The sequence below is a fragment of the Terrabacter sp. Soil810 genome (assembly GCF_001429645.1).
Taxonomy (GTDB): Bacteria; Actinomycetota; Actinomycetes; order Actinomycetales; family Dermatophilaceae; genus Terrabacter.
In genome coordinates, this window is sequence record NZ_LMSW01000011.1 from 946,644 (window position 1) to 971,735 (window position 25,092).

A 25,092-nucleotide genomic window follows, 5' to 3' on the forward strand; every position below is an offset into this window, starting at 1 on the left:
CCGGAGAGCCTCAGACGGCGAAGAAGACGCGCGACGTGTCAGGCACGGAGACGCTCGTGCCGTTCGTCGTGTCGGTCAGGAGGATGTTCGAGTAGGAGACGGCGGCAAGCACGAGGCGCTGTCCGTTCGGGCAGGTGAAGCCGCCCGCCGAGATCGGGCCTGCGGAGAGGCTCGCCTGGACGCGGCCGTTCCTCGACTCGAAGCTGCCGGCGGCACTCACGTCGCCGTTCACGGTCTCCTTGTTCGCGGCCTGCGGGTGCTGCCCGCCGCCGTTGATGCACGCGTAGACGGCCGAGGCGTCCGCCGTCAGGGTGTAGTCGATGTTGCCGTTGCCGAGCCCGCGCTCGTCGAAGCTGACGACGAGGGCGCCCGAGTTGCTGACCGACGAGTCGACGCTGTGGAACTTCGCGGCGACCGCTGAAGACGGGCTGGCCATGACGAGAGCCGCGATGAACGCGACGACGGCGACGAGAGCTGATCTGGTGACCTTCATGGTGGTGCTTCTTTCCCTGGGTGGAGGTGGCCCGACCCCCGACTCGGGTCTGTGACGACGGCGGCCCTGGTCGGTCGCGTCGTGTCTTGGAGGCGGGAACGACCTCCCCGATACGTGTCCCGCCGAGGTGGCGGCATATGCCCCGAAAGAGCCGCGACCGGTTCAGGACACAGGCCCCGAACCGGTCACGGACGTGAGATGTGGCTGCCTCCTCGTGTCCGGCCGCCCCGTCGGCCGGACACGAGCGTGGAGGTCAGGTCACGGAATCGCGTTGTTGTTGATCGTCAACGAGGAGATCTCGTCGCCACAGACGCCGGCGTTGGCCAGGTGGTTCGTGTCGCCGCTGTAGCTGACGAGCCACTTGTACGAACCAGCATTCGCGGCATTGATGGCGAACGACGTCTGGTTGTTCGTGTCGGCCGAACCGCCGACAAGAGCCACGTTCGACAGGGTGTAGACGGCGCTACCCGAGCAGTCGGCTGCGTTCGGTCCGTAGAGCTTGAACGTCACGGTGCCCCCGGGGGTACCTCCTGCCGTAGCGCTCATGGTCACCGAGTCCTGCGGGTAGAACGACTGCGCCGTGGTGATGTCAGCCGGAGCCTTGTTCACCACGCTCGTCTCACCGGTATCTCCACACGTACCCGACACCGGCTCGTTCTTGCTGTCGCCGGTGTAGCTGGCGATCCAGTAGTACGTGCCCACGGCCGACGGAGTGTAGTTGCCGGAGGCGTAGGAACCGTTGCCGTTGACACTCACAGGACCCAGCGTGGTGACGAGAGTGGTGCAGGTGTTGTTGCTGTAGAGCCTGAACGTGATGGAACCGCCGGCATCGGAGGTTGCCCCCGTCAGCACGGCAGTGTCACTGATGGCCGAGCCGATCACGACGGGTGTCACGGCAGTGGTCGAGATGGCGGGTTGCTGCTTCGTCACCTGGCTGCTCTCGCCGGTGTCCCCACAGCTGCCGGTAACTGCGTTGTTCTTCGCGTCACCGGTGTAGCTCGCGATCCAGTAGTACGTCCCGACAGCTGTCGTGACGTAGTTGCCGGAACCATAGCTGCCGCTGCCGGCGACCGAGACCGGGCCAAGCGTCGTCACGAGGGTGGAGCAGGTCGCGTCGCTGTACAGCGCGAAGCTGATCGACCCGCCGGCGTCGCTCGTGGCGCCCGTGAGTGCTGCCGTGTCGCTGATGTTGCTACCGACGATGACCGGTCCTGCGGTCGCGGTCGTGGAGATGCCCGGGCTGGCCTTGATGACCGTGCTCGTCTCGTTGGCGTCGCCACAGGCACCCGTCGAGGGACTGTTGTTGAGATCGCCGGAGTAGGAGGCGATCCAGTAGTAGGTGCCGACCGATCCTGGCGTGTAGCTGCCCGACGGGTAGCTCCCGTTGCCGTTCACGGTGATGGGACCGAGCGTCGAGACCAAGGTCGAACAGGTCGCGTCGCTGTACACCCGGAAGGTGATCGTTCCGCCCGCGGTCGCCGTCGCGCCACTGAGTGTGGCGGTGTCGTTGATCGCGTTGCCGATGACGACCTGCTGGGTCGCGCTGGTCACCAAGCCGGTGCAGTTGCTGATGTTGACACGCTCGGGCGAGATGAAGTCCTTGACCTCGGCCGTGAACGAGTCCGACGAGCGGCTCTTCAGGTAGGTCGAACCGAACGTTGTGCAGCCTGAACCCGCTGGGAACAGTGCGGTGAAGGCGATGGACGCCTCGCCGAAGGTGTACGGGTCGAGGGCGCCGAGACCGCCGGAGCTGGCTGCAGCGATGGCGCTCGTGTTGACGGAGCCCACGGCGCTGGCGCTCGAGCTGGAGATGACGGTCGGCGTCCCCCAGACGGAACCGGTCCAGGTGCGGATCGAGATCGTCGGGACGGTTCCGCCCTTGGAGAGGTCGTAGGTGATGAGCTTGTCACCGCTCGTGCGGAGGGGTGTCTCAGGTGTGACGCCCTTGCCGTTGTCGGCGCAGTTCGTCGGGGTCGCGGCTGGGTTGCAGAACTTCTGGTTCAGCTCGAAGTCCATGTTTGTCGTGCCGCTGGGGTTCTGGACACGCGTCCAGAACAGCTGCAGGAACTTGCCCGCGGCCGTCTCCGTGTTGACCCCGAAGTACTTGAGGTCACTCTTGTTGGGAGGGATGGATCCGCTCACGATGGTCGGGCTGGTGTCATTCTCAGCCGTGCCCTGTCCGAACGAGTCGTCTCCGGTGCCGGTCGGCTTGTCCTGCTGGCTGAGGCCTCGCAGCGAGGTGCCGTCGAGCCAGTCGATGCAGCCGCTCCCCTGGACGGTGAGGTTGGCGTTGGGGTCGATCTCGAAGTTGCTGCCGGTGACTTGGTTGACGCACGTCGCAGCGGAGGCCGTTGGCGCCGTGATGATCGCGGCGGGTATGGCCAGAACCGCGATCGCACCCACCACCAGCGTCCGCAGACGTGATGACTTGATCTGTGTTCTGTGCCCGGTCGAAGGCGTCCCCCGAGACGCCATCCATGAATGATTCATGCTGTGTCTCCATCTGTGTGCCGGTTCCGGTCCCCGATCCGGGTGGATGGAGTCGCTCGTCAGCCCCGAGCCCACAGCCAGGTGAAGCATGCCCCCCGCGCCGCGTCATCGCGTGCGCCCGGAACGCGTTCGACCAGCGTCCCAGCTCCGAAAGTAGGACGTCGCACTTCGTTGTGATGAAGAACTCACAACTCGGCGGCTTATGTCCCACAAGTCCCAGGCCAAGGCAGAAAATGACAGGCGATATGGTGAAAGATCGGTCTAATAGACTTTGTATGCCACGCATTCACCTATGCATGAGATGTCGCCCGGCAAGAGCTTCACCGGACCACGTCAGGCGGAGGTGGATCAGCTGATTACGGACGCGTGCTCGTCAAGTCCTTGACGAGGGTCAGGGCGGACCTCCCGTGATGGCTGGCCGTGACGATTCGCTGTGGGTGGCACTGTCCTGCAATAGACCCAAGCCCGCTGGGCGCTGGGCAGGACCATCGGCTCCGGTCGCGTTGAAGGGCGGCCTGCAGATGGCCATGACCCGCACCAACGGCTCCAAAGTGCGGGACATTTCAATCTATAGCAGGGGCGTATCACGATCTACGCGGATAATTGCCGATTTCCTCGGCATCGGTGAAATAGCCAACTAAACAAGGAAATGGAGATACACCGAAGGCAAGTATTTCTTCATTTCCCAATGGCGCGCAAGAGGGGTCCCTAATATCGAGAAAGGATGGCGTCGACTGACGGGTAAGGCCCTCGTGGGCACCGGAGCAAGCGGCTCGGCCCGGTCGTCGCGCACATCCACGGTGGCGGGGCGCCGAGTCGACGTGCCGGGCGGGGGCAAAGGCGCGGCTACATCAGTTTCGGGGGCTGATTTGCAACGCACGGGCGAGTGGCCAGTCGGTCACGAGCCATTGGCCCACGTCTGGGTGCGGGCCTCAAAACTGAAGGGACGAAGTGCATGAAGCATTTCAGAACCGTGGCGGCCGCCAGCGTAGGTGCGCTGGGGCTTGCCCTGCTGGTGGCAGTGACACCAGCGAGCGCGGCATCGCTGCCGGGCAGCATCTTCGAGATCGACCAGGGTGCCTCCGGGGCCAACCTCGTCGTCGACACCCCGGGGAACCAGGACTGGGCCAGCATCCCGCAGGGCAGCGCCTCGGGCACCGAGCGCCGTCAGGCAGACCTCGCCTCCGGCTCCGGTGACGACTCGTTCGGCAACGGCACCAAGGAGGACACCCCGGTGCCCTCCGTCATCGACGGGTCCATCCCGCCGAACAAGAGCGACCTGAAGTTCTTCGGTGGCTACCTCGAGACCAACGCCAACGGCCGGTTCCTCAACCTCTACTGGTCACGTGTGCAGGACCCGAACGGCACGACGAACATGGACTTCGAGCTCAACAAGTCCAGCACGCTGTCGTCCAACGGGGTCACCCCGGTCCGCACCGCCGGTGACGTGCTGATCCAGTACGACCTGGCCAACGGTGGCACGGTTCCCCAGCTGTTCCTGTCCCGCTGGGTCGCCACCGGCCCCGGCAGCCAGTGTGAGGCGAACAACGCAACGCCGTGCTGGGGCACGAGGGTCAACCTCTCCGCAGCCGGTGACGCGATCGGCTCGATCAACTTGGTCCCGATCTCGGCAGCCAACGCCGACGGTCTCGGCGCGCTCTCGGCCCGCACCTTCGGTGAGGCCCAGATCGACTTCGACGCCCTCGTCGGCGGCTCCGGTCAGTGTGTCGCGTTCGGCTCGGCGTACCTGAAGAGCCGGTCCTCCGACTCGTTCACCGCCGCTATCAAGGACTTCATCCGTCCCATCGCGACGAACTTCAGCCAGTGCGGCTCGGTCCACGTCATCAAGAACGACGACGCGACCCCGCCGAACCTGCTGGCCGGTGCGCAGTTCAACCTCGTCAAGGACAACCCGCCCGTCAACGAGGCAACCGGTCCCGGCGTCGAGGACACCGTCGTCGCATCCTGCACCACCGTTAACGGTGTCTGCGACTTCGCCGCCGTGACGAACGGTGAGTACTGGGTCGTCGAGACCGTCGCCCCAACCGGGCACGAGCTGGCCAACCCGGCATTCCAGCACGTCACCGTCGTTGCCGACGTTCAGGCATCCGTGACCTTCGTCGACCCGCGGCAGCGCGGCGCGATCCGGGTCACCAAGACGGCCAAGCACGCCGCCGCTGTTGGCAACGTGTTCGCCCAGTCCGGCGTGACCTTCACCATCGGCGGCACCGCCGCCGTGACGGACGCCAACGGTCAGGCGTGTGTGGACGGGTTCTTGTTCGGTCAGTACGCCGTCACTGAGACGGTCCCGACCGGCTACCTGCCCGCTGGTGACACGACGAAGAACGTCACGGTCGACAACGCGGCCACGTGTGCGGGCACCCCGTACGCGGGCGAGAACGTCGCGTTCGTCAACAACCCGCTGACCGACGTCACGATCAGCATCAACTCCCAGGTCGTCGGCGGCACGGACAGCACCGTGGTCTGCACCAACGGTGGTCCGAACCTCGACACCGACGACGTGACCGGCGATGGCTCTGCCACCGCAACCGGCCTCACGGAGCGCACGATCACCTGCACCATCGTCATAGACCCGTGATCTGATCGCGGTTCACTGACGCAGCGGAGGGGAAGGGGTCCAGGTGGCCCCTTCCCTTCCTCATGCCACCTGTTGGTCCACCAACCCCTCGGGGCCGTCTTCGCGCAGCTCCGTACCGAGATCTGCACGCTCTACGGATGAGCGCCGGTCACACGGGGAAACCGACGTGGGCCAGGGCCTGGCGCACGAGGACGCCGTGCGATCCGGGCATCTCGCCACGGGCTGCGAGCGACGCCGCCTCCTCGGGAGTCACCCACGACAGGTCGAGGGCGTCCTGCTGCGGCCGGCAGTCGCCCATGACGGCGACGACGAACGCCAGGGACACGGCGTGCTGACGGGGGTCGTGGAAGGGCGTGACGCCTGGCGTCGGGAAGAACTCTGCGACCGTGAACGGCTGCGGCGACAGCGGGATCCGTGGCAGCGCCATCGGGCCGAGGTCGCTCTCGACGTGCCTCATCAGGGCGTCGCGGATGCGCTCGTGGTAGAGCACCCGACCGCCGACGACCTCCTGGCCGATGCCTCCGTCGCTGTCCGCGCGGAGCAGGAGCCCGACGTGGGTGACGACGCCGCGGTCGTCGACGCGGACCGGGATCGCGTGGACGTAGAGGATGGGCAGTCGGTCACGGGCGTTGTCGAGGTCCTCGCGGCTCAGCCACGCACCCGTCGTGTCCACTTCGGTCATGACGTCATCCTGCCAAACGTCCGACCGGACCCCCGCCGCGGTCCACGCGCGGCGCGTCGGGTCACCGCGGCGAGCGGATCCAGGCCCACAGGACGGCCCCCGACCGCGTCAGCTGCCCCCGGTCGACGACCGAGGGCACGTCGCCCGCCGAGTGGTACGCGGCGTACGGCACGCTGCCGAGCCGGGCGGCCGGGATGCCCGCCCTGACGAACGACACGTGGTCGCTCGCCTTGTTGGTGCAGCCCCTGGTCGGCACCACCGGGGCGGCTGCGCGACGGACGGCGTCCGCGAGCGAGGAGTCGGCCCCGGCGACGTGGCACACCGGGACCGCCGCCGCCGCGACACCCACCCGGTCGAGGGCCACCATGCCGCGGACCGCTCGCCGCTCGGGCGCACCCAGCCCGGCGACGAAGTGTCGCGAGCCGAACGCATACAACGTGCCGTTGCCGCCCCGCGCCTCCTCGGCGCCGAACGCGACGAACCGGACGGGGAGTGCGCCCGGCTGCTGCCGGGTCATCCGCGCGACCTCGGCCATGACCATGAGCCCGGACGCGTCGTCCTCGGCCCCCGGTGACTGCGGCACGGTGTCGAGGTGCGCGCCGACGACGAGGTGGGGCTTCGTCGGGTCGAAGCCGGGCGGGTCGGCGACGACGTCGACGCTCGTGCCGGCCGGGACCCGCACCCCCCACGAGATGCCGGCGGGCACGGCGAAGGTCTGGAGGCTGACGCGGTAGCCGGCGGCGCGCAGCCGACCCGCGACGTAGGCCGCGGCCCGGTCGCTCGCACGGCTCGCCGCGTCGCGCGGACCGATCGAAGCCAGAGCACGTATGCCGCCCAGCACCGTGTCGACGCCGAAGGGGTCCGCACGTGACGGGGGAGCAGGCGTCCCCGGAGCGCTCGCGGCCGGACGAGACGTCGAGGACGAGGAGGACACCGAGGCAGAGGAAGCCCGGGAGACCGAGGAGGCCGGACCCGCTGAGTCACTGCCGGGAGCCGGCGACCCGCTCGTGCACGCCGCCGCCGCAAGCGCGACGGTCGCGAGGAGACCGGCCCTGCGGATGCCCATCACCCACGCTAACCCGGGAGTGCGGTGGATCACCGGCGCCAGGTGCCGGGGATCCACCGCACTCGAGGGGTCAACGGGGTGCGGCGGGGAAGACCTTGCCGGGGTTCATGATCCCGAGCGGGTCGAAGACGGCCTTGAGGCGGCGCTGCCGGTCGAGCTCCGCGTCGCCGAGCTCGAGACCGAGCCACGGCACCTTGACCGAGCCGATGCCGTGCTCGCCGGTGATGGTGCCGTCGAGCGAGAGCCCGAGCCGGATGAGGTCGTCGAAGGCCTCCCACGCCCGGGCCAGGCTGTCGGGGTCGTCGTGGGAGTAGACGATCGACGGGTGGAGGTTGCCGTCGCCGCCGTGGCCGCTCACCGGGATGAGCACCGCCCGGCGTTCGGAGATGGCCTCGATGCCGCGGACGAACTCCGCGAGACGGCCGATCGGCACGCACATGTCCTCGGCGAGGCGCCCACCCATCGCCTCGAACGCGGTGCTCATGACCCGGCGCCCCGCGAGCAGCGCCTCGGACTCCTGCGCGTCGTCGGCGACCGCGACGTCGGTGGCGCCCGCGGACTCCAGCAGGCCGGCATACCTCGCGACGTCGTCGGCGACGTGGCCGGGGCGGTCGGACTGGACGAGCAGCACGGCGGCGCAGTCGTCGGGGAAGCCGAAGTCGCCGAAGGCCTGGATGGCCCGGACGCTCGTGCGGTCGATGATCTCGAGCAGGCACGGGCGGTGGGGGTCGCGACGCAGGGCGACGATCCCGGCGACCGCGGCGTCGAGAGAGTCGAAGACGGCGAGCGCCGTCAGGGCCGGGTCAGGGGCGGGCTCGAGCCGGACGACGGCCTCGGTGACGACGCCGAGCGTGCCCTCGGACCCGACGAAGAGGCCGGTCAGGTCGTAGCCGGCGACGCCCTTGGCGGTGCGGTGACCCGTGCGCATGACCTCGCCACCCGGGAGCACGACCTGCAGGGCCTTGACCCAGTCGGACGTGACGCCGTACTTGACGCAGCACAGGCCGCCGGCGTTCGTGGCGATGTTGCCGCCGATGGTGCACGTCTCCCACGACGCGGGGTCGGGCCCGTAGAAGAGGCCGGCCGAGGCCGCAGCGCGCTTGAGGTCCGCGTTGACGACGCCGGGGCCGACGACGGCATACCCCTCGAGCTCGTTCACCTCGTGGACGGCGTCGAGCGCCTCGACGTTGAGCACGATGCAGTCCTCGGTGGCGACCGCCCCGCCCGAGCGTGACGTGCGGGCTCCCTGGGGGACGACCGCCGTGCCGGTGGCCTGCGCGTGCTCGAGCACGGCCACGACGTCGCTCAGGTCCCGGGCCCGGACGACGGTGAAGTCGTCGGGCGGGGGAGCGAGGGCGACCGTCGCGTCGAGTGCGTACGACCGGCGCACGTCGGCGTCGGTGACCTCACGATGGGCGATCTGCTCGGGCAGGCTGGGCATGCTGACAGGCTAGACTGGTCGGCACAGGCGTCGGAGCCGTGTATCAGCGGCGAGCCTCCGGAAGAACCGGGTCACCCTCCTCGGCGGGTGACCCCTACTAGAACCGGACGGGTGGGCCCGTCACAGCCTTCGACAAGAGCGGCCGTATGCCGTCTGCCCGAGCGGGCGGGGACGTGCGGCAAGCGGGGTGGTACCGCGGCAGCCTCCGGCAGGAGACGTCGTCCTCGTGGCAGAGACGAGCGACCAACAGACGCGAACGCAGGAGACCACGAGCATGACCTATCCCAGGGTCACCACGAACGACGACGCCGGCCAGTCCACGACGGGCGGCGTCCCGTCGAACCCGCGCTTCCCCGAGATCGAGCAGCGGGTCCTCGAGTACTGGGACGAGGACGGCACGTTCATCGCGTCGGTCGAGGGCCGTGACGCGGGCACCGACGGCTCCAACGAGTTCGTCTTCTACGACGGCCCGCCCTTCGCCAACGGCCTGCCCCACTACGGCCACCTGCTGACCGGCTACGTCAAGGACATCGTCCCGCGCTACCAGACGATGCGCGGCAAGCGGGTCGAGCGCCGTTTCGGCTGGGACACCCACGGCCTGCCGGCCGAGCTCGAGGCGCAGCGCCAGCTCGGCCTCAAGACGAAGCAGGACATCGTCGAGCTCGGCATCGACCGGTTCAACGACGCGTGCCGCAGCTCGGTGCTCAAGTACACCGGCGAGTGGCGCGACTACGTGACGCGACAGGCCCGCTGGGTCGACTTCGACCACGACTACAAGACGCTCGAGCCCTCCTACATGGAGTCGGTCATCTGGGCCTTCAAGCAGCTGCACGACAAGGGCCTCGTCTACGAGGGCTTCCGCGTGCTGCCCTACTGCTGGAACGACCAGACGCCGCTGTCCAACCACGAGCTGCGCATGGACGACGACGTCTACAAGATGCGCCAGGACCCCGCCGTCACCATCGGCCTGCGCCTCGAGACCGGCGAGCTCGCCCTCGTCTGGACGACGACGCCGTGGACCCTGCCGGCCAACCTCGGCATCATGGTCGGCCCCGACATCGACTACGTCGTCGTCGAGTCCGACGTGACGGGCACGACCGAGCGCTACGTCGTCGGCGCGGCACGCCTCGCGGCCTACGCGAAGGACCTCTTCGGTGCCGACGTCGACACGGCGACGCTCGACGAGCGCGTCGTCGAGCGGCTCACGGGCAGCGACCTGCTCGGCCGGTCGTTCACGCCACCCTTCTCCTACTACGAGGGGCACGAGCGAGCGCACCGCGTCTTCCCGGCCGACTTCGTCACCACCGAGGACGGCACCGGGCTCGTCCACACCGCCGGCGCCTTCGGCGAGGAGGACAAGATCGTCACCGACGCCGCCGGCATCGAGCCGGTCGTGCCCGTCGGGGCCGACGGCCGGTTCCTCTGGCCCGTCACCGACTACGAGGGCATGCACGTCTTCGACGCCAACGCCCACATCATCGACCACCTCAAGGCGGCGACCCGCGGCGAGGGCGAGACCGGCTCGGTCACGGCCGGCACGGTGCTGCTGCGCCGCGAGACCTACGACCACAGCTACCCGCACTGCTGGCGCTGTCGCGAGCCCCTCATCTACATGGCGGTCTCGTCGTGGTTCGTCGAGGTCACGAAGATCAAGGAGCGGATGCTCGAGCTCAACCAGGAGATCGAGTGGACTCCCTCGCACATCAAGGACGGCCAGTTCGGCAAGTGGCTGGCCAACGCCCGCGACTGGTCCATCTCGCGAAACCGCTTCTGGGGCAGCCCGATCCCCGTGTGGAAGTCCGACAACCCGGAGTTCCCGCGTCTCGACGTCTACGGCTCGTTCGAGGAGCTCGAGCGTGACTTCGGCGTCGCGGTCACCGACCTGCACCGGCCGTTCATCGACAGCCTGACCCGGCCGAACCCCGACGACCCGTCAGGGCGCTCGACGATGCGCCGGGTCGAGGACGTCCTCGACGTCTGGTTCGACTCCGGCTCGATGAGCTTCGCCCAGGTGCACTACCCCTTCGAGAACGCCGACTGGTTCGAGCACCACTTCCCGGGCGACTTCATCGTCGAGTACATCGGCCAGACGCGCGGCTGGTTCTACACCCTGCACATCCTCGCCACGGCCCTCTTCGACCGGCCCGCCTTCAAGACGTGCGTCAGCCACGGCATCGTCCTGGGCTCCGACGGCCAGAAGATGAGCAAGTCGCTGCGCAACTACCCCGACGTCCGTGAGGTCTTCGACCGCGACGGCGCCGATGCGATGCGCTGGTTCCTCATGAGCAGCCCGATCCTGCGCGGCGGCAACCTCGTCGTCACCGAGCAGGGCATCCGCGACGGCGTACGCCAGGTGATGATCCCGCTGTGGAGCGCCTGGTCGTTCTTCTCGCTCTACGCCAACACGGCGCGCGGCGGCGAGGGCTACGAGGCGAAGCGCTCGACGACCTCGTCCGACGTGCTTGACCGCTACCTGCTCGCCAAGCTGCGCGAGTTCGTCGGCGACATGACCGAGCAGCTCGACGCCTATGAGATCGCCGCGGCATGCGACACGATGCGCGGGTTCCTCGACGTGCTGACCAACTGGTACATCCGCCGGTCCCGCGACCGCTTCTGGGGTGGCGAGAGCGACGAGTCGCTCGCGGCCTTCGACACCCTGTGGACCGCGCTCGAGACCGTCACGCGCGCCACGGCGCCCCTGCTGCCCCTCGTCACCGAGGAGATCTGGCGCGGCCTGACGGGCGAGCGCTCCGTGCACCTCGCCGACTACCCGACGATCCAGGACCTGCCGGCCGACCACGAGCTCGTCGTCGCCATGGACCGTGCCCGCGAGATCTGCTCGACCGGGTCGAGCCTGCGCAAGGCCCGGGGGCTGCGCGCCCGCCTGCCGCTGGCCGGGCTGACGGTGGTCGCTCCCGAGCCGGCGACCCTGGAGCCGTTCCGCACGATCATCCAGGACGAGCTCAACGTCAAGGCGCTGACCTTCGTCGACGTCGCGACCGCGAGCGAGTCCGACTTCGGCGTCAGCCAGCGACTGACCGTCAACGCCCGTGCCGCCGGACCGCGCCTCGGCAAGGACGTCCAGCACGCCATCAAGGGCAGCAAGTCCGGCGACTGGTCCGTCGACGCCGACGGCACGGTCACCTCGGGCGGGCTCGCACTCGTCGAGGGGGAGTACGCCCTCGAGACCGTCGTCGCCGGTGACGCCGATGCCGGCGCCACGGCCATGTTGCCGTCCGGCGGCTTCGTCGTGCTCGACACGACCGTGACCGCAGAGCTGGCCTCCGAGGGGCTGGCCCGAGACCTCGTCCGGGCCGTCCAGCAGGCCCGTCGCGACACCGGTCTGCACGTCAGCGACCGCATCAGCCTGACGGTCCAGGGCGGCGCGGAGGTCTTCGAGGCCACGGTGACCCACCGCGACCTCATCGTCGGGGAGACGCTCGCGACGCAGTTCGCGGCCGCCGGTCCCGAGCACGCGCTGCCCGACGGACTGCCGGTCACACCGACCGACGTCGTCGTCGGCGACAACCACCCGGCGACGATCCTCGTGGTCAAGCGATGATCGCCGCGAACCGCGAGGACGAGCTGGAGGGCGCCGACGTGAGCACGACCCCCGACCCCGACGTGACCGACCACGAGACCCGCGCGGACGCGGACGCGGGAGCGACCGACGGTGTCGTCGTCCGCGGCGCCGTCGGCGACGACCTGGGCGGCGTGCTGTCCGTCGGGCACCGTACGTGGCTCGCGACGTACGAGCCCATCGCCGGACCGGAGTACGTCGCCATGGGTCTCGCCAAGTGGTGGACCAGCGACGTCGTCACCGACTCGATCCGCAAGGGCCGCACCCTCGTCGCCGTGAAGGGCGACGACGTCGTCGGGGTGGCGACGTTCGGGCCGCGGGACGAGTCGTTCGTGCTCTGGAAGCTCTACGTCCTGCCCGGGCACCACGGCCACGGGATCGGCTCTCGCCTGATGGAGGCCGTCGTCGCGCGGGCGGTCGAGGGCGAGCACCAGCGCATCACGCTGTCCTACCTCGAGGGCAACCAGCAGGCGGCGCGCTTCTACGCGAAGCACGGCTTCGTCGAGACGCACCGCGAGGCACCGGGGTCGGGCCTGCCCGAGAGCGTGTGGATGGTCCGCGAGCTCGACGCGGGGGAGCCGGCATGAACGGCCGCCCGGACGCCGCCGCCCACGAGGCAGCGCGCAACCTCGAGGAGATGAAGCGGATGCGCGAGATCGAGGAGGAGATCCTCGCCCGCGCGCCCGAGAACGACATCGGCCCGTCGCTCGACCGCATCCGTGCCGTCATGGAGCTCGCGGGCGACCCGCAGCGGACCTACCCGTCGATCCACCTCACCGGCACGAACGGCAAGACGTCGACGAGCCGCATGGTCGACTCGATCCTGCGCGAGACGGGGCTGTCGACGGGGCGCTTCACGTCCCCGCACCTCCACGACATCCGTGAGCGGATCACCTTGTCGGGCAAGCCGATCCCGCGCGAGAAGTTCATCGCGGCCTACGACGAGGTCTCGCCCCTCATCGAGCTCGTCGACGCCCGCTCGCTCGAGTCGGGTGGGCGCCGCATGAACTTCTTCGAGGTGCTCGTGGCCCTCGCCTACGCCGCGTTCGCGGACGCCCCCGTCGACGTCGCGATCATCGAGGTCGGTCTCGGCGGCTCGTGGGACGCCACCAACGTCATCGACGCGCAGGTCGCCGTCATCACCCCCGTCGACCTCGACCACACCCATCTGCTCGGTGACGACGTCGTCACCATCGCCGAGGAGAAGAGCGGCATCATCAAGGCCGACTCCGTCACCGTCTCCGGCGTCCAGGACGAGGACGTCGCCCGCGTTCTCATCGACCGCGTCGAGGATGTCGGCGGAGCGCGAATCGTCTTCGAGGGCAACGACTTCGGCGTCCTCGCCCGAGAGGTCGCCATCGGTGGCCAGCAGGTCTCCCTCCGCGGCCTCGCGGGGGAGTACGCCGACCTCTTCCTCCCGCTCCACGGCGCGCACCAGGCGAGCAACCTCGCCACGGCCGTCGCGGCCGTCGAGTCCTTCCTCGGCGGCGGCGAGCAGCGCATCGAGCCCGAGGTGCTGACCGCGGCGGTCGCGGCGATGACCTCGCCGGGACGCCTCGAGATCGTCCGGCGCTCGCCGACCGTCCTCGTCGACGCCGCCCACAACCCCCACGGCGCCCGGTCCCTCGTGGCCGCCCTCGGCGAGGCGTTCGCCTTCACCCGACTCGTCGGGCTCGTCGGCATCGTGGCCGACAAGGACGCCGCCGGGATTCTCGAGGTGCTCGAGCCCGCGCTGGACCACATCGTCGTCACCCGCAGCTCGTCGCCGCGCGCGATGCGGCCCGAGGCGCTGGGCGCGCTCGCCGTGGAGCTCTTCGGCGAGTCCCGGGTGACGGTGGTCCGCGACCTGCCCGACGCGCTCGAGCAGGCCGTGACGATCGCGGAGGCCGACGGCATGGGCGGTGGCGTCGTCGCCACCGGCTCGGTCATCACCGCGGGCGAGGTGCGGATGCTCCTCGGCCACACCGACCTCTGACCCGACCGCCCTCGACCCCGACCTAGGCTGGCCCCATGCACCCCCTGGTGAAGCTCGTCCTCATCGTCATCATCATCGTCGTGGCCGTCGTCGTGTGGGGACGGGTCATGGGACGCAAGGACCCCGACCGCGAGCTCGTCGGCCTCACCGACGCGGTGCGGGCCAAGGTCAGCCGGGAGATCAGCGCCGGGCACAAGATCAACGCCATCAAGATCTACCGCGAGGCGACGGGGGCACCCCTCGCCGACGCCAAGCGGGCCGTCGACAGCTGGTTCGTCCCCGGCCAGGGGCCGGGCGTCCGCGACGCGGCGGCCTCCTACACCGACGGCCGGCTCACCGACGAGGCCCGGTCGCGCATCAGCGAGCTGATCCTCGCCGGACGGCGCGAGGACGCGATGAGCCTCTACGCCGAGGCGACGGGGGCGAGCGGCGCCGAGGCCCAGGCCATCATCCGCACCTGGGACACCACCCAGAACTACTGAGCCCACCTGCCACGAGACCCACACCGAGGCGAGACCCACTCCGATGCGTTCGATCATCTTCTACGGCCAGACCGGCAAGTTCACCTTCCGCATGCTCGCGACGGTGCTCGGTGGTCAGTCCATCTGCATCCTGCTCGGGGCGCTCGTGGCCCGGGCGATCGCGGCGACGGACGAGGGGAGCGGGTCGGGCACGGCATACCTCGTCGTCGGCGTCGGGCTGGGCGTCCTCTGCATCGTCGCGGCGGGGCTCATGCGCCGGCCGTGGGGCGTGACGCTGGGCTGGGTCGTGCAGGCACTCACGCTCCTCAGCGGGCTCGTCGTGCCGATGATGCTCATCGTGGGTCTCTTCTTCCTCGCCCTCTGGATCACCTGCCTCGTCAAGGGGACTCAGGTCGATGCCGTGGTCGCCCGTCGCGAAGCTGCCGCAGCCGACGGCGACGCGGCCGATAGGGTGGACGGGTGACCACCGAACGTTCCCTCGTCCTCGTCAAGCCCGACGGTTTCCAGCGCGGCCTCACCGGTGAGGTGCTGCGTCGCATCGAGGGAAAGGGCTACGTCCTGGTCGCCCTCTCCGTGCTGACGCCCACCCGTGAGCAGCTCTCCGCGCACTACGCGGAGCACGAGGGCAAGCCCTTCTACGAGCCGCTCGTCGAGTTCATGAGCTCCGGGCCGGTCGCGGCAGTCGTCATCGAGGGCCAGGACAGCGTCAAGGGCTTCCGCAGCCTCGCCGGCGCCACCAACCCGACCGACGCGGCCCCGGGCACGATCCGCGGCGACCTCGGGCGCGACTGGGGCACCAAGGTCCAGCAGAACATCGTGCACGGCTCCGACTCCCACGAGTCCGCCACACGCGAGATCGGCATCTGGTTCCCCGATCTCGAGGCCTGATCGGGGCACAATCGCGGCATGACCTCCCGACCGCGGCTGCGCCCCCTCGGGCGTGACCTCGCGATCGACCTCGGCACCGCCAACACCCTGATCCACGTCCGTGGGCGCGGGGTCGTCGTCGAGGAGCCGTCGGTCGTGGCCGTGGAGGTCGGCACCGGCCGGCTCGTCGCAGCCGGCAGCCGGGCCAAGGAGATGCTCGGCCGGGCGCCGGGCACCATCCGGGCGGTCCGACCGCTGCGTGACGGTGTCGTCTCCGACGCCGACGAGGCCGAGCGCATGCTGCGGTGGTTCATCGACCAGGTGCGCACCTCTCGGCTCGTCCGCCCGCGCATGGTGCTCTGCGTGCCGAGTGAGGTCACCGGTGTCGAGCGCCGGGCCCTCGAGGACGCCGCGACCCGGTGCGGCGCGCGGCGGGTCTACATGATCGAGGAGCCGATGGCGGCCGCCATCGGCGCCGGACTGCCCGTCTACGAGACCGCCGCGAGCATGGTCGTCGACATCGGCGGTGGCACGACCGACGTCGCCGTCATCAGCCTCGGCGGCATCGTCACCTCCAGCTCGCTGCGCATCGCCGGCGACGAGATCGACGAGGCCCTCATCGGCTACGTCAAGAGCGAGTACTCCCTCCTGCTCGGTGAGCGCAGCGCCGAGGACATCAAGGTCGCGGTCGGCTCGGTGTTCCCCCTGCGCGAGGAGCTGACGACCCGGCTGCGCGGGCGCGACCTCGTGACCGGGCTGCCCAAGACCGTCCAGGTGAGCTCGGTCGAGGTGCGCCGGGCGATCGAGACACCGGTGCTCCAGATCATCGAGCTCGTCCGCGCCACGCTCGACGTGTGTCCGCCCGAGCTCGCCGGGGACATCCTCGACCGCGGCATCACGCTGACCGGCGGCGGAGCCCTGCTGCGCGGCCTCGACGAGCGGATGCGCCACGAGCTCGGCGTGCCGGTCCAGGTCGCCGAGGACCCGCTGCGCGCCGTGGCGCGTGGGGCCGGCCGTTGCGTCGACGACTTCGCCAGCCTCGAGCGCGTCCTCGTCGGGGACCACCGCCTCTAGTCGCATGCAGCCCACCGTCCGCCGCCGCCTCCTCGTCGTCCTGGCCTCGCTCACCCTCGCGTTCCTCGTCGCCGACCTCGCCGGCTGGTCCGTCGCCGACGGGGTGCGCCGGGCCGGCGGGTTCGTGCTCGGACCCGTGCAGCGGGCCCTCGCCGGGGTGCCGCGAGACGATCTCGCCGCGGTCGAGAGCGAGAACGTCCGACTGCGCGCCGTGGCGGCCGAGCAGCAGCACCGTCTCGACGAGCTCGACCGGCTCGACGAGCTCCTCGGCTCGAGTGCCACGACGGGCCGCACCCTCGTGCCCGCCCGCGTCGTCGCCACCGACCTCAGCGCGCTCGGCGGCCGGAGCGTGACGATCGACGTCGGCTCCCGGGACGGGATCCGCACCGACTCGACGGTCGTCGCGGCCGACGGTCTCGTGGGCCGCGTCGTGGCCGTGTCGCCGTGGACGAGCGACGTCCAGGTGCTCGGCGGCGCAGGCTCGGTCGTGGCGGTGCGCGTCGGCCCCGCCGGCACGCTCGGCACGGTGTCGGCGCCGGCTGCGGGCGACGCCGAGCCCCGTCCTCGTGGCTCGCTCCGCCTGGCCGGCATCGCACCGTCGACCCCCGTCGTGGGCGACGTCGTGCGCACCCTCGGCAGCGTCGACGAGACGCCGTATGCCGCCGGGATCGTCGTCGGCACCGTGACCGCCGTCGACCCCGACCGGGGCCAGCTGACGCGCAGCGCGACCGTGCGCCCCGCCGTCGACCCCGACGCGATCGACGTCGTCGCAGTCCTCGTGCCCACCGCTCGCTCCACCCCGAGACCGGCTGCCCCTGCCGCGCGCACGACGGCGGGGGGCGGACGATGAGGCCGACGCTGCTGGGAGTGCTGCGGACGGCATACGTCCTCGTCGCGGCCCTCCTCGTGGCCACCCTGCTGCCGCGGCTCGGCGCCCAGCCGCGCTGGGTGCCGGACCTCGTCCTCGTCGCGGTCGTGGCCACTGCCGTGCTCCGAGGGCCGGTCCACGGCGCCCTCGTGGGGCTGCTCGCCGGCTGGGTGGTCGAGCTCGTCCCACCCGTCGGCAGCCCGCTCGGCCTGACCCCGCTCGTCATGATGGTCGCGGGGCTCGTGGCCGGCTCCTTCCGTCGCACGTCGTCGCGCTCGCGGCTGCGCGCCCCGGCGGCGTTGCTCGCGGCGGCGGGCGTCCTGCTCGTCGGTCGACTCGGCTCGGCGGTGCTCGCCGAGGGGAGCGTCGAGGTCGCCGACGGGCTGTGGCGCCTGGTGGCGACGGTGGCCGCCGGGGCCCTCGTGCTGCCGGCCTTCCTCGCCCTCGACCGGGCCCTCGTACGCCGGAGGCTCGGGTGAGCACCCGGCCTCGACGGCGCAGGGTCGGGGTGGCCGGGGTGGTGCTCGTGCTGCTCGTCACGCTCTTCGGGCTGCTCGTGGGCCGGCTGGGGCAGCTCCAGCTCGTCCAGGGTCCCGATCTCGCTCGCGCCGCCGTCACGGTCAACACCCGGACCGTGACCGAGCACGCCCTGCGCGGCCGCGTCCTCGACCGCACCGGGGCGCCCTTCGTCGACAGCTCGTTCGACACCGTCGTCACCGTCGAGCGCTCGGTGCTCGTGGGGTCCGACGACGGTGGCCGCGACCTCGTGACGCGAGTCGCCAGCGCCCTCGGGCTGCCCTTCGAGCAGCTCTGGGGCAAGACGATGCTGTGCGGGACCTCCGGCGCGCCTCCGGCTCCGGCGTGCTTCAACGGTTCGCCCTTCGTCCCGATCCCCGTCGCGGCCGGCGTCGACGCGCGTCGGGCGCTGACCCTGCTGGAGCAGCCGGAGAAGTTCCCCGGCGTCGGCGTCACCACCGAGCCCGTTCGCGCCTACCCCCGCCCCCACGGAGCCCTCGCCGCCCACCTGCTCGGCTGGGTCGCGCGGGCCGGCGCCGACGACGTGAGCGAGAGCCGGGGGAGCATCGACGCCGAGGACGTGGTCGGGCGCTCGGGGCTCGAGGCACAGTACGACCGGGTGCTGCGCGGGACGAACGGGAGCACGGTCGTCGCCATCGACCCGCGGGGGATCGTCACCGACACCGTGGGCTCGACCCCTCCGGTGGCCGGTCGTGACCTCGTGACCCACCTCGACGCCCGGCTCCAGGCCCGCACCGAGGCCGCCCTCGTGCGGGCCGTCGCGTCGGCACGAGCCCAGAAGCTCCGCGCCGACACCGGGGCCGCGGTCGTCCTCGACGTGACGAACGGTGCCGTTGTGGCGGCCGCCAGCTACCCGTCCTACGACCCGTCCGCCTTCTCCGGTGGCATCAGCCGAGCCGACCTCGCGCGCCTCACCGACGAGCGGGGCGGCACGCCGCTGCGCTCACGGCTGACGGCCGAGACCTTCCCACCGGCCTCGACGTTCAAGGTCATCTCGGTGCCCGCCGCCGTCAACGCCGGTGCGCGGCTCGACGGCACCTACGACTGCTCGCCCGCCGTCTCCGTCGGAGGGCGTGTCTTCAACAACTTCGAGTCCCGCGGCTACGGCCCGATCGACCTCCACCGGGCGCTCGTCGTCTCGTGCGACACCGTCTTCTACCGCCTCGCGTATGCCGCGTGGCTGGAGCAGGGCGGCCTCGCCGCGCCGGTGACCGTCGCGGACCCGTTCGTGTCGATGGCGAGGTCGTTCGGGCTCGGGCGGCGCACCGGGGTCGACCTGCCCGGCGAGGCAGCGGGCCGCGTCCCCGACCGGGCCTGGAAGGAGCAGTACTGGCTCGCCACCAAGGACGAGACGTGCCGGCGGGCGAGCACGGGCTACCCCGAGGTCGCGCGCACCGACAAGGCGCGGGCCGCCTACCTCGGGCGGCTCGCCGCCGAGAACTGCAGCGCCGGCTACCAGTACCGCGCGGGCGACGCCGTGAACTTCTCCATCGGCCAGGGCGACACGGCCGTGACGATCCTCCAGATGGCCGGCGTCTACGCGGCGATCGCCAACGGCGGCACGCTGTGGCAGCCGCAGGTCGCGGCCGCCTACCGGACGCCCGGTGGGGAGACGACCGCGGTCGCGCCGAAGCGGGTCGCCACCGTGCCCCTGAGAAGTGACGTGCTGGCATACGTCCGCTCCGCGCTGGCGGACGTGACGCGTCCCGGCGGGTCGGCGGGCACGGCGTTCACGGGCTTCCCCCAGGACCGCTACCCGCTCGCGGGCAAGACGGGGACGGGTGAGGTCTTCGGCAAGCAGGCCACCGCCTGGTTCGCGGGCTACGGCCCGACGACGAAGCCGAGGTATGCCGTCGTGGTCGTCGTCGGGCAGGGCGGCTCGGGCTCGAAGGTCGCGGCCCCTGCCGTGCGGCAGATCTTCGATGCGATCCTTGCCCTGGGGCTCTAGCCCCGCACGACCGCTCGCGGCACCCGCTGCGGGAACCGACCGAGAGGCGCCTTCGTGGACGACTACCTGAGGAGCGACGCCCCGGTCGTCGAGGCGCTCGACCGCGCCTGGGACCGGAGCCGGCTCAGCGTCCGCACCCGTCTCGAACGGCTGCGCTCGCGCATCTTCCTCCTCGTCCAGTGCGCCGTCTCCGCGGGAGTCGCCTGGTGGCTCGCGACCGACGTCTTCGGCCACGCCTCGCCCTTCTTCGCGCCCATCGTCGCGGTGGTCTGCCTCGGCATGTCCTACGGCCAGCGGCTGCGCCGGGTCTTCGAGGTCGCCATCGGCGTCGCCGTCGGGGTCTTCACGGCCGACGTCTTCGTCCACGTCGCCGGGAGCGGCCCGTGGCAGATCGCCGCCGTGGTCCTCGTGTCGATGGCGATCGCGACCCTGCTGGACGGCGGGCCGGTCATCGTCACCCAGTCGGCCGTGCAGGGCATCGTCATCGCGGCCCTCGTCGCGAGCCCGGGCCAGGCCTTCGGCCGGTGGACCGACGCCCTCATCGGCGGCGGGATCGCCCTCGTCGCAGCGACGGTCGTGCCGCAGGCGCCGCTGCGTCGGCCCCGGGTCGCCGCCGCCGAGGCCGTGCGCAAGATCGGTGAGCTGCTCCGGCGGGCGGCGGCCAGCGCGCACGACGGCGACGTCGAGGGCGCGGCCGAGGTGCTCGCGTCGGCGCGCGGCACGGAGTCGCTGCTCCGCGAGCTGCGGCAGGCGGCCGACGAGGGGCTCTCGGTCATCACGTCGTCGCCCTTCAAGCGGCAGCACGCGGCCGGGGTGCGCAAGATGGTCGACCTCGTCGAGCCCCTCGACCGCGCGATGCGCAGCACCCGCGTGCTCGTCCGTCGGGTCACGGTCGCGGTCGGCCGCGGCGAGCCGCTGCCGCCCGGCTACGAGACGCTGCTGCTCGAGCTCGCGTCGGCGACGGACGTCATCGGGCGCGCCCTGTCGGAGAACGCCTCTCCCGAGATCGGTCGCTCCGCGGTGCTCGCCGTCGCCGCGGCGACGGGGGAGGTGCCCCGCACGTCGAGTCTCGCGACGGAGACCGTGCTGGCACAGGTGCGCTCGACCGTCGTCGACCTGCTCCAGGTCACCGGCCTCGACGTCGACGAGGCCATCGCCGCCCTCCCACCCGAGCGCCCCCGCGACCCCTGACACACGCCGGCGGGGAGTCGGGACGCGCGCAGGGCCGGGTCCTGGCGGACCCGGCCCTGCGGCACACGTGCTCGGACGCGTCAGGCGGACGGCGTCAGCTCGTGCGGACCGACGGCCAGCTTCTCGACGCGCGGGTCACCCGCGTCGGCGAAGAAGTCGGCCGGGATCGTCTCGTCCTTGCCCTCCGGCGCCTTGGCGACACGGAGCACGAGGGTGAGGATCGCGGCGACGACGACGTTGAAGGCGAACGCGGTGACCGCGATGTAGCCGAGCTGCCCGATGAGCGGCATGTTCGCGACCGAGCCCGCGAACGGGGCCCCCGTGGCCTTGTTGGTCACGTTGTACGCGGCGAGCGTGCCGTAGACCATGCCGACCGCCCAGCCCGCGAGCAGCGCCCAGCGGTGGAACCACCGCGTGTAGAGGTAGAACACCAGGGCCGGGAACGTCTGAAGGATCCAGATGCCGCCGAGGAGCTGGAAGTTGATCGCGTTGCTCTTGTCGAGGGTGAGCACGAAGATCAGCGCGAACGCCTTGACGACGAGCGAGGTGAGCTTGCTGACCTTCGCCTCCTGCTGCACGGTCGCGTCGGGCTTGATCCACGCCTTGTAGATGTTGCGCGTGAACGTGTTGGCCGCCGCGATCGACATGATCGCTGCCGGCACGAGGGCGCCGATGGCGATGGCCGCGAAGGCCACGCCCGCGAACCACGAGGGGAACATGTCCTCGAAGAGCTGGGGGATGACCAGCTGTCCGTTGACCTTGCCGTCGAGGCCGACCGGCTTGGTGCCCGCCGCGATGGCCACCCAGCCGAGCAGGGCCAGCAGGCCGAGCAGGAAGGAGTAGGCCGGCAGGATCGAGGCGTTCTTGCGGATCGTGTTGCGGCTCTTGGCCGACAGCGTCGCCGTGACCGAGTGCGGGTACATGAACAACGCCAGGGCCGAGCCGAGGGCGAGCGTCGCGTAGGCCCAGTACGCCTTGGGTCCCGGGATGAAGACGTTCGGGTTGCCGGTCGCCGGGTTGGTCGTCGTCGTCATCTTCTCCTTCGCCGAGTCGAACACGTGGCCCCAGCCGCCGACCTTGGAGGGCAGGTAGATGACCGCGACGATGATGACGAGGTAGATGAGGATGTCCTTGACGAAGGCGATGATCGCCGGTGCCCTCAGTCCCGAGGTGTACGTGTAGAGCGCGAGCACGAGGAAGGCGATGAAGAGCGGCAGGTCCTTGGCGACCCAGTTGGTGCTGCTGCCGACGCCGGCGACCTCGAGGACGGCCTGGATGCCGACGAGCTGGAGGGCGATGTAGGGCATCGTCGCGAGGAAGCCGGTGACGGCGACCGCGAGGGACAGGACCCGGGACCCGGAGCGACCCTGGACGAAGTCGGCCGGCGTCACGTAGCCGTGGCGGTGCGAGACCGACCAGAGCCGCGACATGAACACGAAGATGATCGGGTAGAGGATGATCGTGTACGGGACGGCGAAGAACCCGTTGACGGCACCGAAGGCCCACATCGCCGCGGGCACCGCGACGAAGGTGTAGGCCGTGTAGAGGTCCCCGCCGAGCAGGAACCACGTGATCCACGTGCCGAACGAGCGGCCGCCGAGTCCCCACTCCTCGAGACTCTCCATGCTCTCCGGGCGACGCCAGCGGGCGGCCCAGAAGCCCGCCCCGGCGACGATGACGAAGAAGAAGATGAGGACGGTGAGCGCGACGCCGTTGACGCCGCCGGTGTCGGCGGCGGGAGCGATGGCGGGGGCGATGGCGGGGGCGATGGCGGGGGCGATGGCGGTCATCGGGTGCCTTCCTCTCGGGTGTCGCCGAAGGAGTCGTCGTCGAAGGCGTCACCCTCGGGGTTCATCGGCACGTGGGGACGTGCCTTGAGCACGATCCGGTAGGCGGTGTAGGTCAGCGCCGAGCAGAGGACCACCCAGAGGAACTGGTACCAGATGAAGAAGGGGAAGCCGCCGAGACGGGGCTCGTCCTTCGCGTAGGTGCCGACGAGGAGCAGGGCGACGATGGGAATGGCGAGAAGCACGACGGCGAGGGCCAGCAGGCCCTTGTTCGCCGGTGGCGCCTCGTGACGGTGCGGAGTGGTGCTCACGCGAGTGACCTCCGTTGGTCGGGCCGGACGGGTGCGGCCGTGCGTCGCGGAAACTTACTCTCGTCACGGTCCGCCATGTGCTCTGCGACACAGTCAATTGCGCACTTCTGTGCAGATCGTGATGTGCGGGTGGACGCCGTCTCGGAGGGCTCTCGCTCACGGATAGGCTGTGGCCATGGCTGATTTCGATGTCGTTGTGCTCGGTGCCGGTCCTGGTGGCTACGTCGCGGCGATCCGCGCGTCGCAGCTCGGCAAGAAGGTCGCCGTGGTGGAGAAGCAGTACTGGGGCGGCGTCTGCCTCAACGTCGGCTGCATCCCGAGCAAGGCCCTGCTCAAGAACGCCGAGCTCGCGCACACCCTGACGCACGAGAAGAAGAAGTACGGCATCGAGGGCGACGCCACGATGAGCTTCGGCCCGACGCACGCGCGCAGTCGCCAGGTGTCGGCCGGCATCGTCAAGGGCGTCCACTTCCTCATGAGGAAGAACAAGATCGAGGAGATCGACGGCTGGGGCACCCTGACCTCGGCGTCGTCCATGGACGTGGCCCTCAACGACGGGTCGTCCCGCTCGATCACGTTCGACAACCTCATCCTCGCTACCGGCTCCGTGACGCGGATGATCCCGGGCGTCGAGGTCAGCGCGAACGTCGTCACCTACGAGGAGCAGATCCTCGACCCCGAGCTTCCCGGCTCGATCATCATCGCCGGGTCCGGCGCCATCGGCGTCGAGTTCGCCTACGTCATGAAGAACTTCGGCGTCGACGTGACGATCGTCGAGTTCCTCGACCGCATGGTGCCCACCGAGGACGCCGACGTGTCCAAGGAGCTGCTCAAGCAGTACAAGAAGCTCGGCGTCAACGTCCTGCTCGGCACCAAGGTCGAGTCCGTCGAGGACACCGGCTCGGGCGTCAAGGTCACGGTCAGCCCGGCGGCCGGCGGTGACCAGCAGGTCCTCGAGGCCGACCGCCTCCTGTCGGCCATCGGTTTCGCGCCCCGCACCGAGGGCTTCGGCCTCGAGTCGACCGGTGTCGAGCTCACCGACCGCGGTGCGATCGCCATCGACGAGTACGGCCGCACCAACGTCCCCAACGTCTACGCGATCGGCGACGTCACGGCCAAGCTGATGCTCGCCCACGTCGCCGAAGCCATGGGCATCGTGGCCGCCGAGACGATCGCCGGCGTCGAGACGATGGCCGTCGACTTCCGTTTCATCCCGCGGGCGACCTTCTGCCAGCCGCAGATCGGCTCGATGGGTCTCTCGGAGGAGCAGGCCAGGGAGGCCGGCCACGACGTCAAGACGGCGACATTCCCGTTCTCGGCCAACGGCAAGGCCATGGGCCTCGGCGACACGGTCGGCTTCGTCAAGGTCATCGCCGACGCGGAGCACAACGAGATCCTCGGGGCGGCCCTCATCGGGCCCGACGTCACCGAGCTGCTCCCGGTCCTCAACCTGGCGCAGACGTGGGACCTCACGGCCGACGAGGTGTCGCGCACCGTCTTCGCGCACCCGACGCTCGGCGAGGCCGTCAAGGAGGCCGTCCACGGCATCGCCGGCCACATGATCAACTTCTGAGCACCACCGGAGAGGCGTGCGAATGCCGTCCGGCCGGCTCACAAGGGCACTCCCGTTCGTCGGGGGTGCCCTCGTGCTGTGTCTGGGTTTGGCCGCGTGCACGGCGGATCAGCCCACGGCGCAAGGGA

20 protein-coding genes are annotated in these 25,092 nt (G+C 70.3%); 13 read left to right on the top strand and 7 right to left on the bottom strand.

Translation table 11 applies throughout. The annotated features are described in order from the left end of the window. Positions 1-10 precede the first annotated feature (10 nt). Both ASG96_RS10275 and ASG96_RS10280 read right to left on the bottom strand, forming a co-directional pair. Positions 11-493: a hypothetical protein gene (locus ASG96_RS10275; RefSeq protein ID WP_200962672.1), complete on the bottom strand. Its 483-nt coding sequence runs from the start codon at positions 491-493 to the stop codon at positions 11-13. 258 nt (positions 494-751) lie between these two features. Then, the gene (locus ASG96_RS10280) at positions 752-2,896 is read right to left on the bottom strand and encodes a hypothetical protein (RefSeq protein ID WP_157610772.1); all 2,145 of its coding nucleotides are present in this window, start codon (positions 2,894-2,896) and stop codon (positions 752-754) included. Between the two features lie 1,108 nt (positions 2,897-4,004). Here ASG96_RS10280 and ASG96_RS10285 point away from each other — a divergent pair. Continuing rightward, positions 4,005-5,582: a collagen binding domain-containing protein gene (locus ASG96_RS10285; RefSeq protein WP_057587876.1), complete on the top strand. Its 1,578-nt coding sequence runs from the start codon at positions 4,005-4,007 to the stop codon at positions 5,580-5,582. A 148-nt stretch (positions 5,583-5,730) separates the two neighbouring features. Here ASG96_RS10285 and ASG96_RS10290 read toward each other — a convergent pair whose 3' ends face one another. The 3 genes from ASG96_RS10290 to ASG96_RS10300 form a co-directional block, all read right to left on the bottom strand. Beyond that, positions 5,731-6,264, bottom strand: a complete 534-nt coding sequence (locus tag ASG96_RS10290) for an NUDIX hydrolase family protein (protein WP_056758857.1) — start codon at positions 6,262-6,264, stop codon at positions 5,731-5,733. A gap of 61 nt (positions 6,265-6,325) precedes the next feature. After that, positions 6,326-7,198: a M28 family metallopeptidase gene (locus ASG96_RS10295; RefSeq protein WP_235509128.1), complete on the bottom strand. Its 873-nt coding sequence runs from the start codon at positions 7,196-7,198 to the stop codon at positions 6,326-6,328. A 202-nt stretch (positions 7,199-7,400) separates the two neighbouring features. After that, positions 7,401-8,771 (bottom strand): FAD-binding oxidoreductase, encoded by a 1,371-nt coding sequence (locus ASG96_RS10300; RefSeq protein ID WP_057587878.1) that lies wholly within the window; start codon positions 8,769-8,771, stop codon positions 7,401-7,403. Between the two features lie 274 nt (positions 8,772-9,045). Here ASG96_RS10300 and ileS point away from each other — a divergent pair, with 274 nt between their 5' ends. Genes ileS through ASG96_RS10355 form a run of 11 tightly spaced genes read left to right on the top strand, consistent with a single transcriptional unit; the run spans position 9,046 to position 21,293 of the window. Further along, positions 9,046-12,333, top strand: a complete 3,288-nt coding sequence (gene ileS / locus ASG96_RS10305; RefSeq protein ID WP_057588388.1) for an isoleucine--tRNA ligase — start codon at positions 9,046-9,048, stop codon at positions 12,331-12,333. Then, entirely contained in the window at positions 12,330-12,938 is a 609-nt protein-coding gene (locus ASG96_RS10310) for a GNAT family N-acetyltransferase (RefSeq protein WP_056758849.1), read from the top strand. The genes ileS and ASG96_RS10310 overlap by 4 nt, the downstream gene beginning before the upstream one ends. Next, the gene (locus tag ASG96_RS10315; protein WP_057587879.1) at positions 12,935-14,326 is read left to right on the top strand and encodes a folylpolyglutamate synthase/dihydrofolate synthase family protein; all 1,392 of its coding nucleotides are present in this window, start codon (positions 12,935-12,937) and stop codon (positions 14,324-14,326) included. Before ASG96_RS10310 ends, ASG96_RS10315 begins: the two co-directional genes overlap by 4 nt. A gap of 35 nt (positions 14,327-14,361) precedes the next feature. Continuing rightward, positions 14,362-14,808 carry a hypothetical protein gene (locus ASG96_RS10320; protein ID WP_057587880.1) on the top strand — a complete coding sequence of 149 codons (447 nt, stop codon included), beginning with the start codon at positions 14,362-14,364 and terminating at the stop codon, positions 14,806-14,808. 43 nt (positions 14,809-14,851) lie between these two features. Then, complete coding sequence (locus ASG96_RS10325) at positions 14,852-15,271, top strand: DUF4233 domain-containing protein (RefSeq protein ID WP_057587881.1); 420 nt, start codon at positions 14,852-14,854, stop codon at positions 15,269-15,271. Beyond that, complete coding sequence (gene ndk / locus ASG96_RS10330; protein WP_056758835.1) at positions 15,268-15,696, top strand: nucleoside-diphosphate kinase; 429 nt, start codon at positions 15,268-15,270, stop codon at positions 15,694-15,696. Before ASG96_RS10325 ends, ndk begins: the two co-directional genes overlap by 4 nt. Before the next feature lie 18 nt (positions 15,697-15,714). Further along, entirely contained in the window at positions 15,715-16,749 is a 1,035-nt protein-coding gene (locus ASG96_RS10335; RefSeq protein ID WP_056758833.1) for a rod shape-determining protein, read from the top strand. 4 nt (positions 16,750-16,753) lie between these two features. Further along, positions 16,754-17,599, top strand: a complete 846-nt coding sequence (gene mreC, locus ASG96_RS10340) for a rod shape-determining protein MreC (RefSeq protein WP_057587882.1) — start codon at positions 16,754-16,756, stop codon at positions 17,597-17,599. Continuing rightward, positions 17,596-18,096, top strand: coding sequence for a hypothetical protein (locus ASG96_RS10345; protein ID WP_056758826.1), 501 nt, complete (start codon positions 17,596-17,598; stop codon positions 18,094-18,096). The genes mreC and ASG96_RS10345 overlap by 4 nt, the downstream gene beginning before the upstream one ends. Then, positions 18,093-20,102 (top strand): penicillin-binding protein 2, encoded by a 2,010-nt coding sequence (gene mrdA, locus ASG96_RS10350; RefSeq protein ID WP_235509129.1) that lies wholly within the window; start codon positions 18,093-18,095, stop codon positions 20,100-20,102. The genes ASG96_RS10345 and mrdA overlap by 4 nt, the downstream gene beginning before the upstream one ends. A 54-nt stretch (positions 20,103-20,156) precedes the next feature. Continuing rightward, positions 20,157-21,293 (top strand): aromatic acid exporter family protein, encoded by a 1,137-nt coding sequence (locus tag ASG96_RS10355; protein ID WP_056758820.1) that lies wholly within the window; start codon positions 20,157-20,159, stop codon positions 21,291-21,293. A gap of 80 nt (positions 21,294-21,373) precedes the next feature. Here ASG96_RS10355 and mctP read toward each other — a convergent pair whose 3' ends face one another. Together mctP and ASG96_RS10365 are read right to left on the bottom strand one after the other, a co-directional pair. After that, on the bottom strand, positions 21,374-23,083 hold the full coding sequence (gene mctP, locus ASG96_RS10360) for a monocarboxylate uptake permease MctP (RefSeq protein ID WP_235509130.1): 1,710 nt from the start codon (positions 23,081-23,083) through the stop codon (positions 21,374-21,376). Next, on the bottom strand, positions 23,080-23,391 hold the full coding sequence (locus ASG96_RS10365; RefSeq protein ID WP_200958640.1) for a DUF3311 domain-containing protein: 312 nt from the start codon (positions 23,389-23,391) through the stop codon (positions 23,080-23,082). Before ASG96_RS10365 ends, mctP begins: the two co-directional genes overlap by 4 nt. Before the next feature lie 175 nt (positions 23,392-23,566). Here ASG96_RS10365 and lpdA point away from each other — a divergent pair, with 175 nt between their 5' ends. Next, on the top strand, positions 23,567-24,964 hold the full coding sequence (gene lpdA, locus ASG96_RS10370; RefSeq protein WP_056758999.1) for a dihydrolipoyl dehydrogenase: 1,398 nt from the start codon (positions 23,567-23,569) through the stop codon (positions 24,962-24,964). Positions 24,965-25,092: the final 128 nt, after the last annotated feature.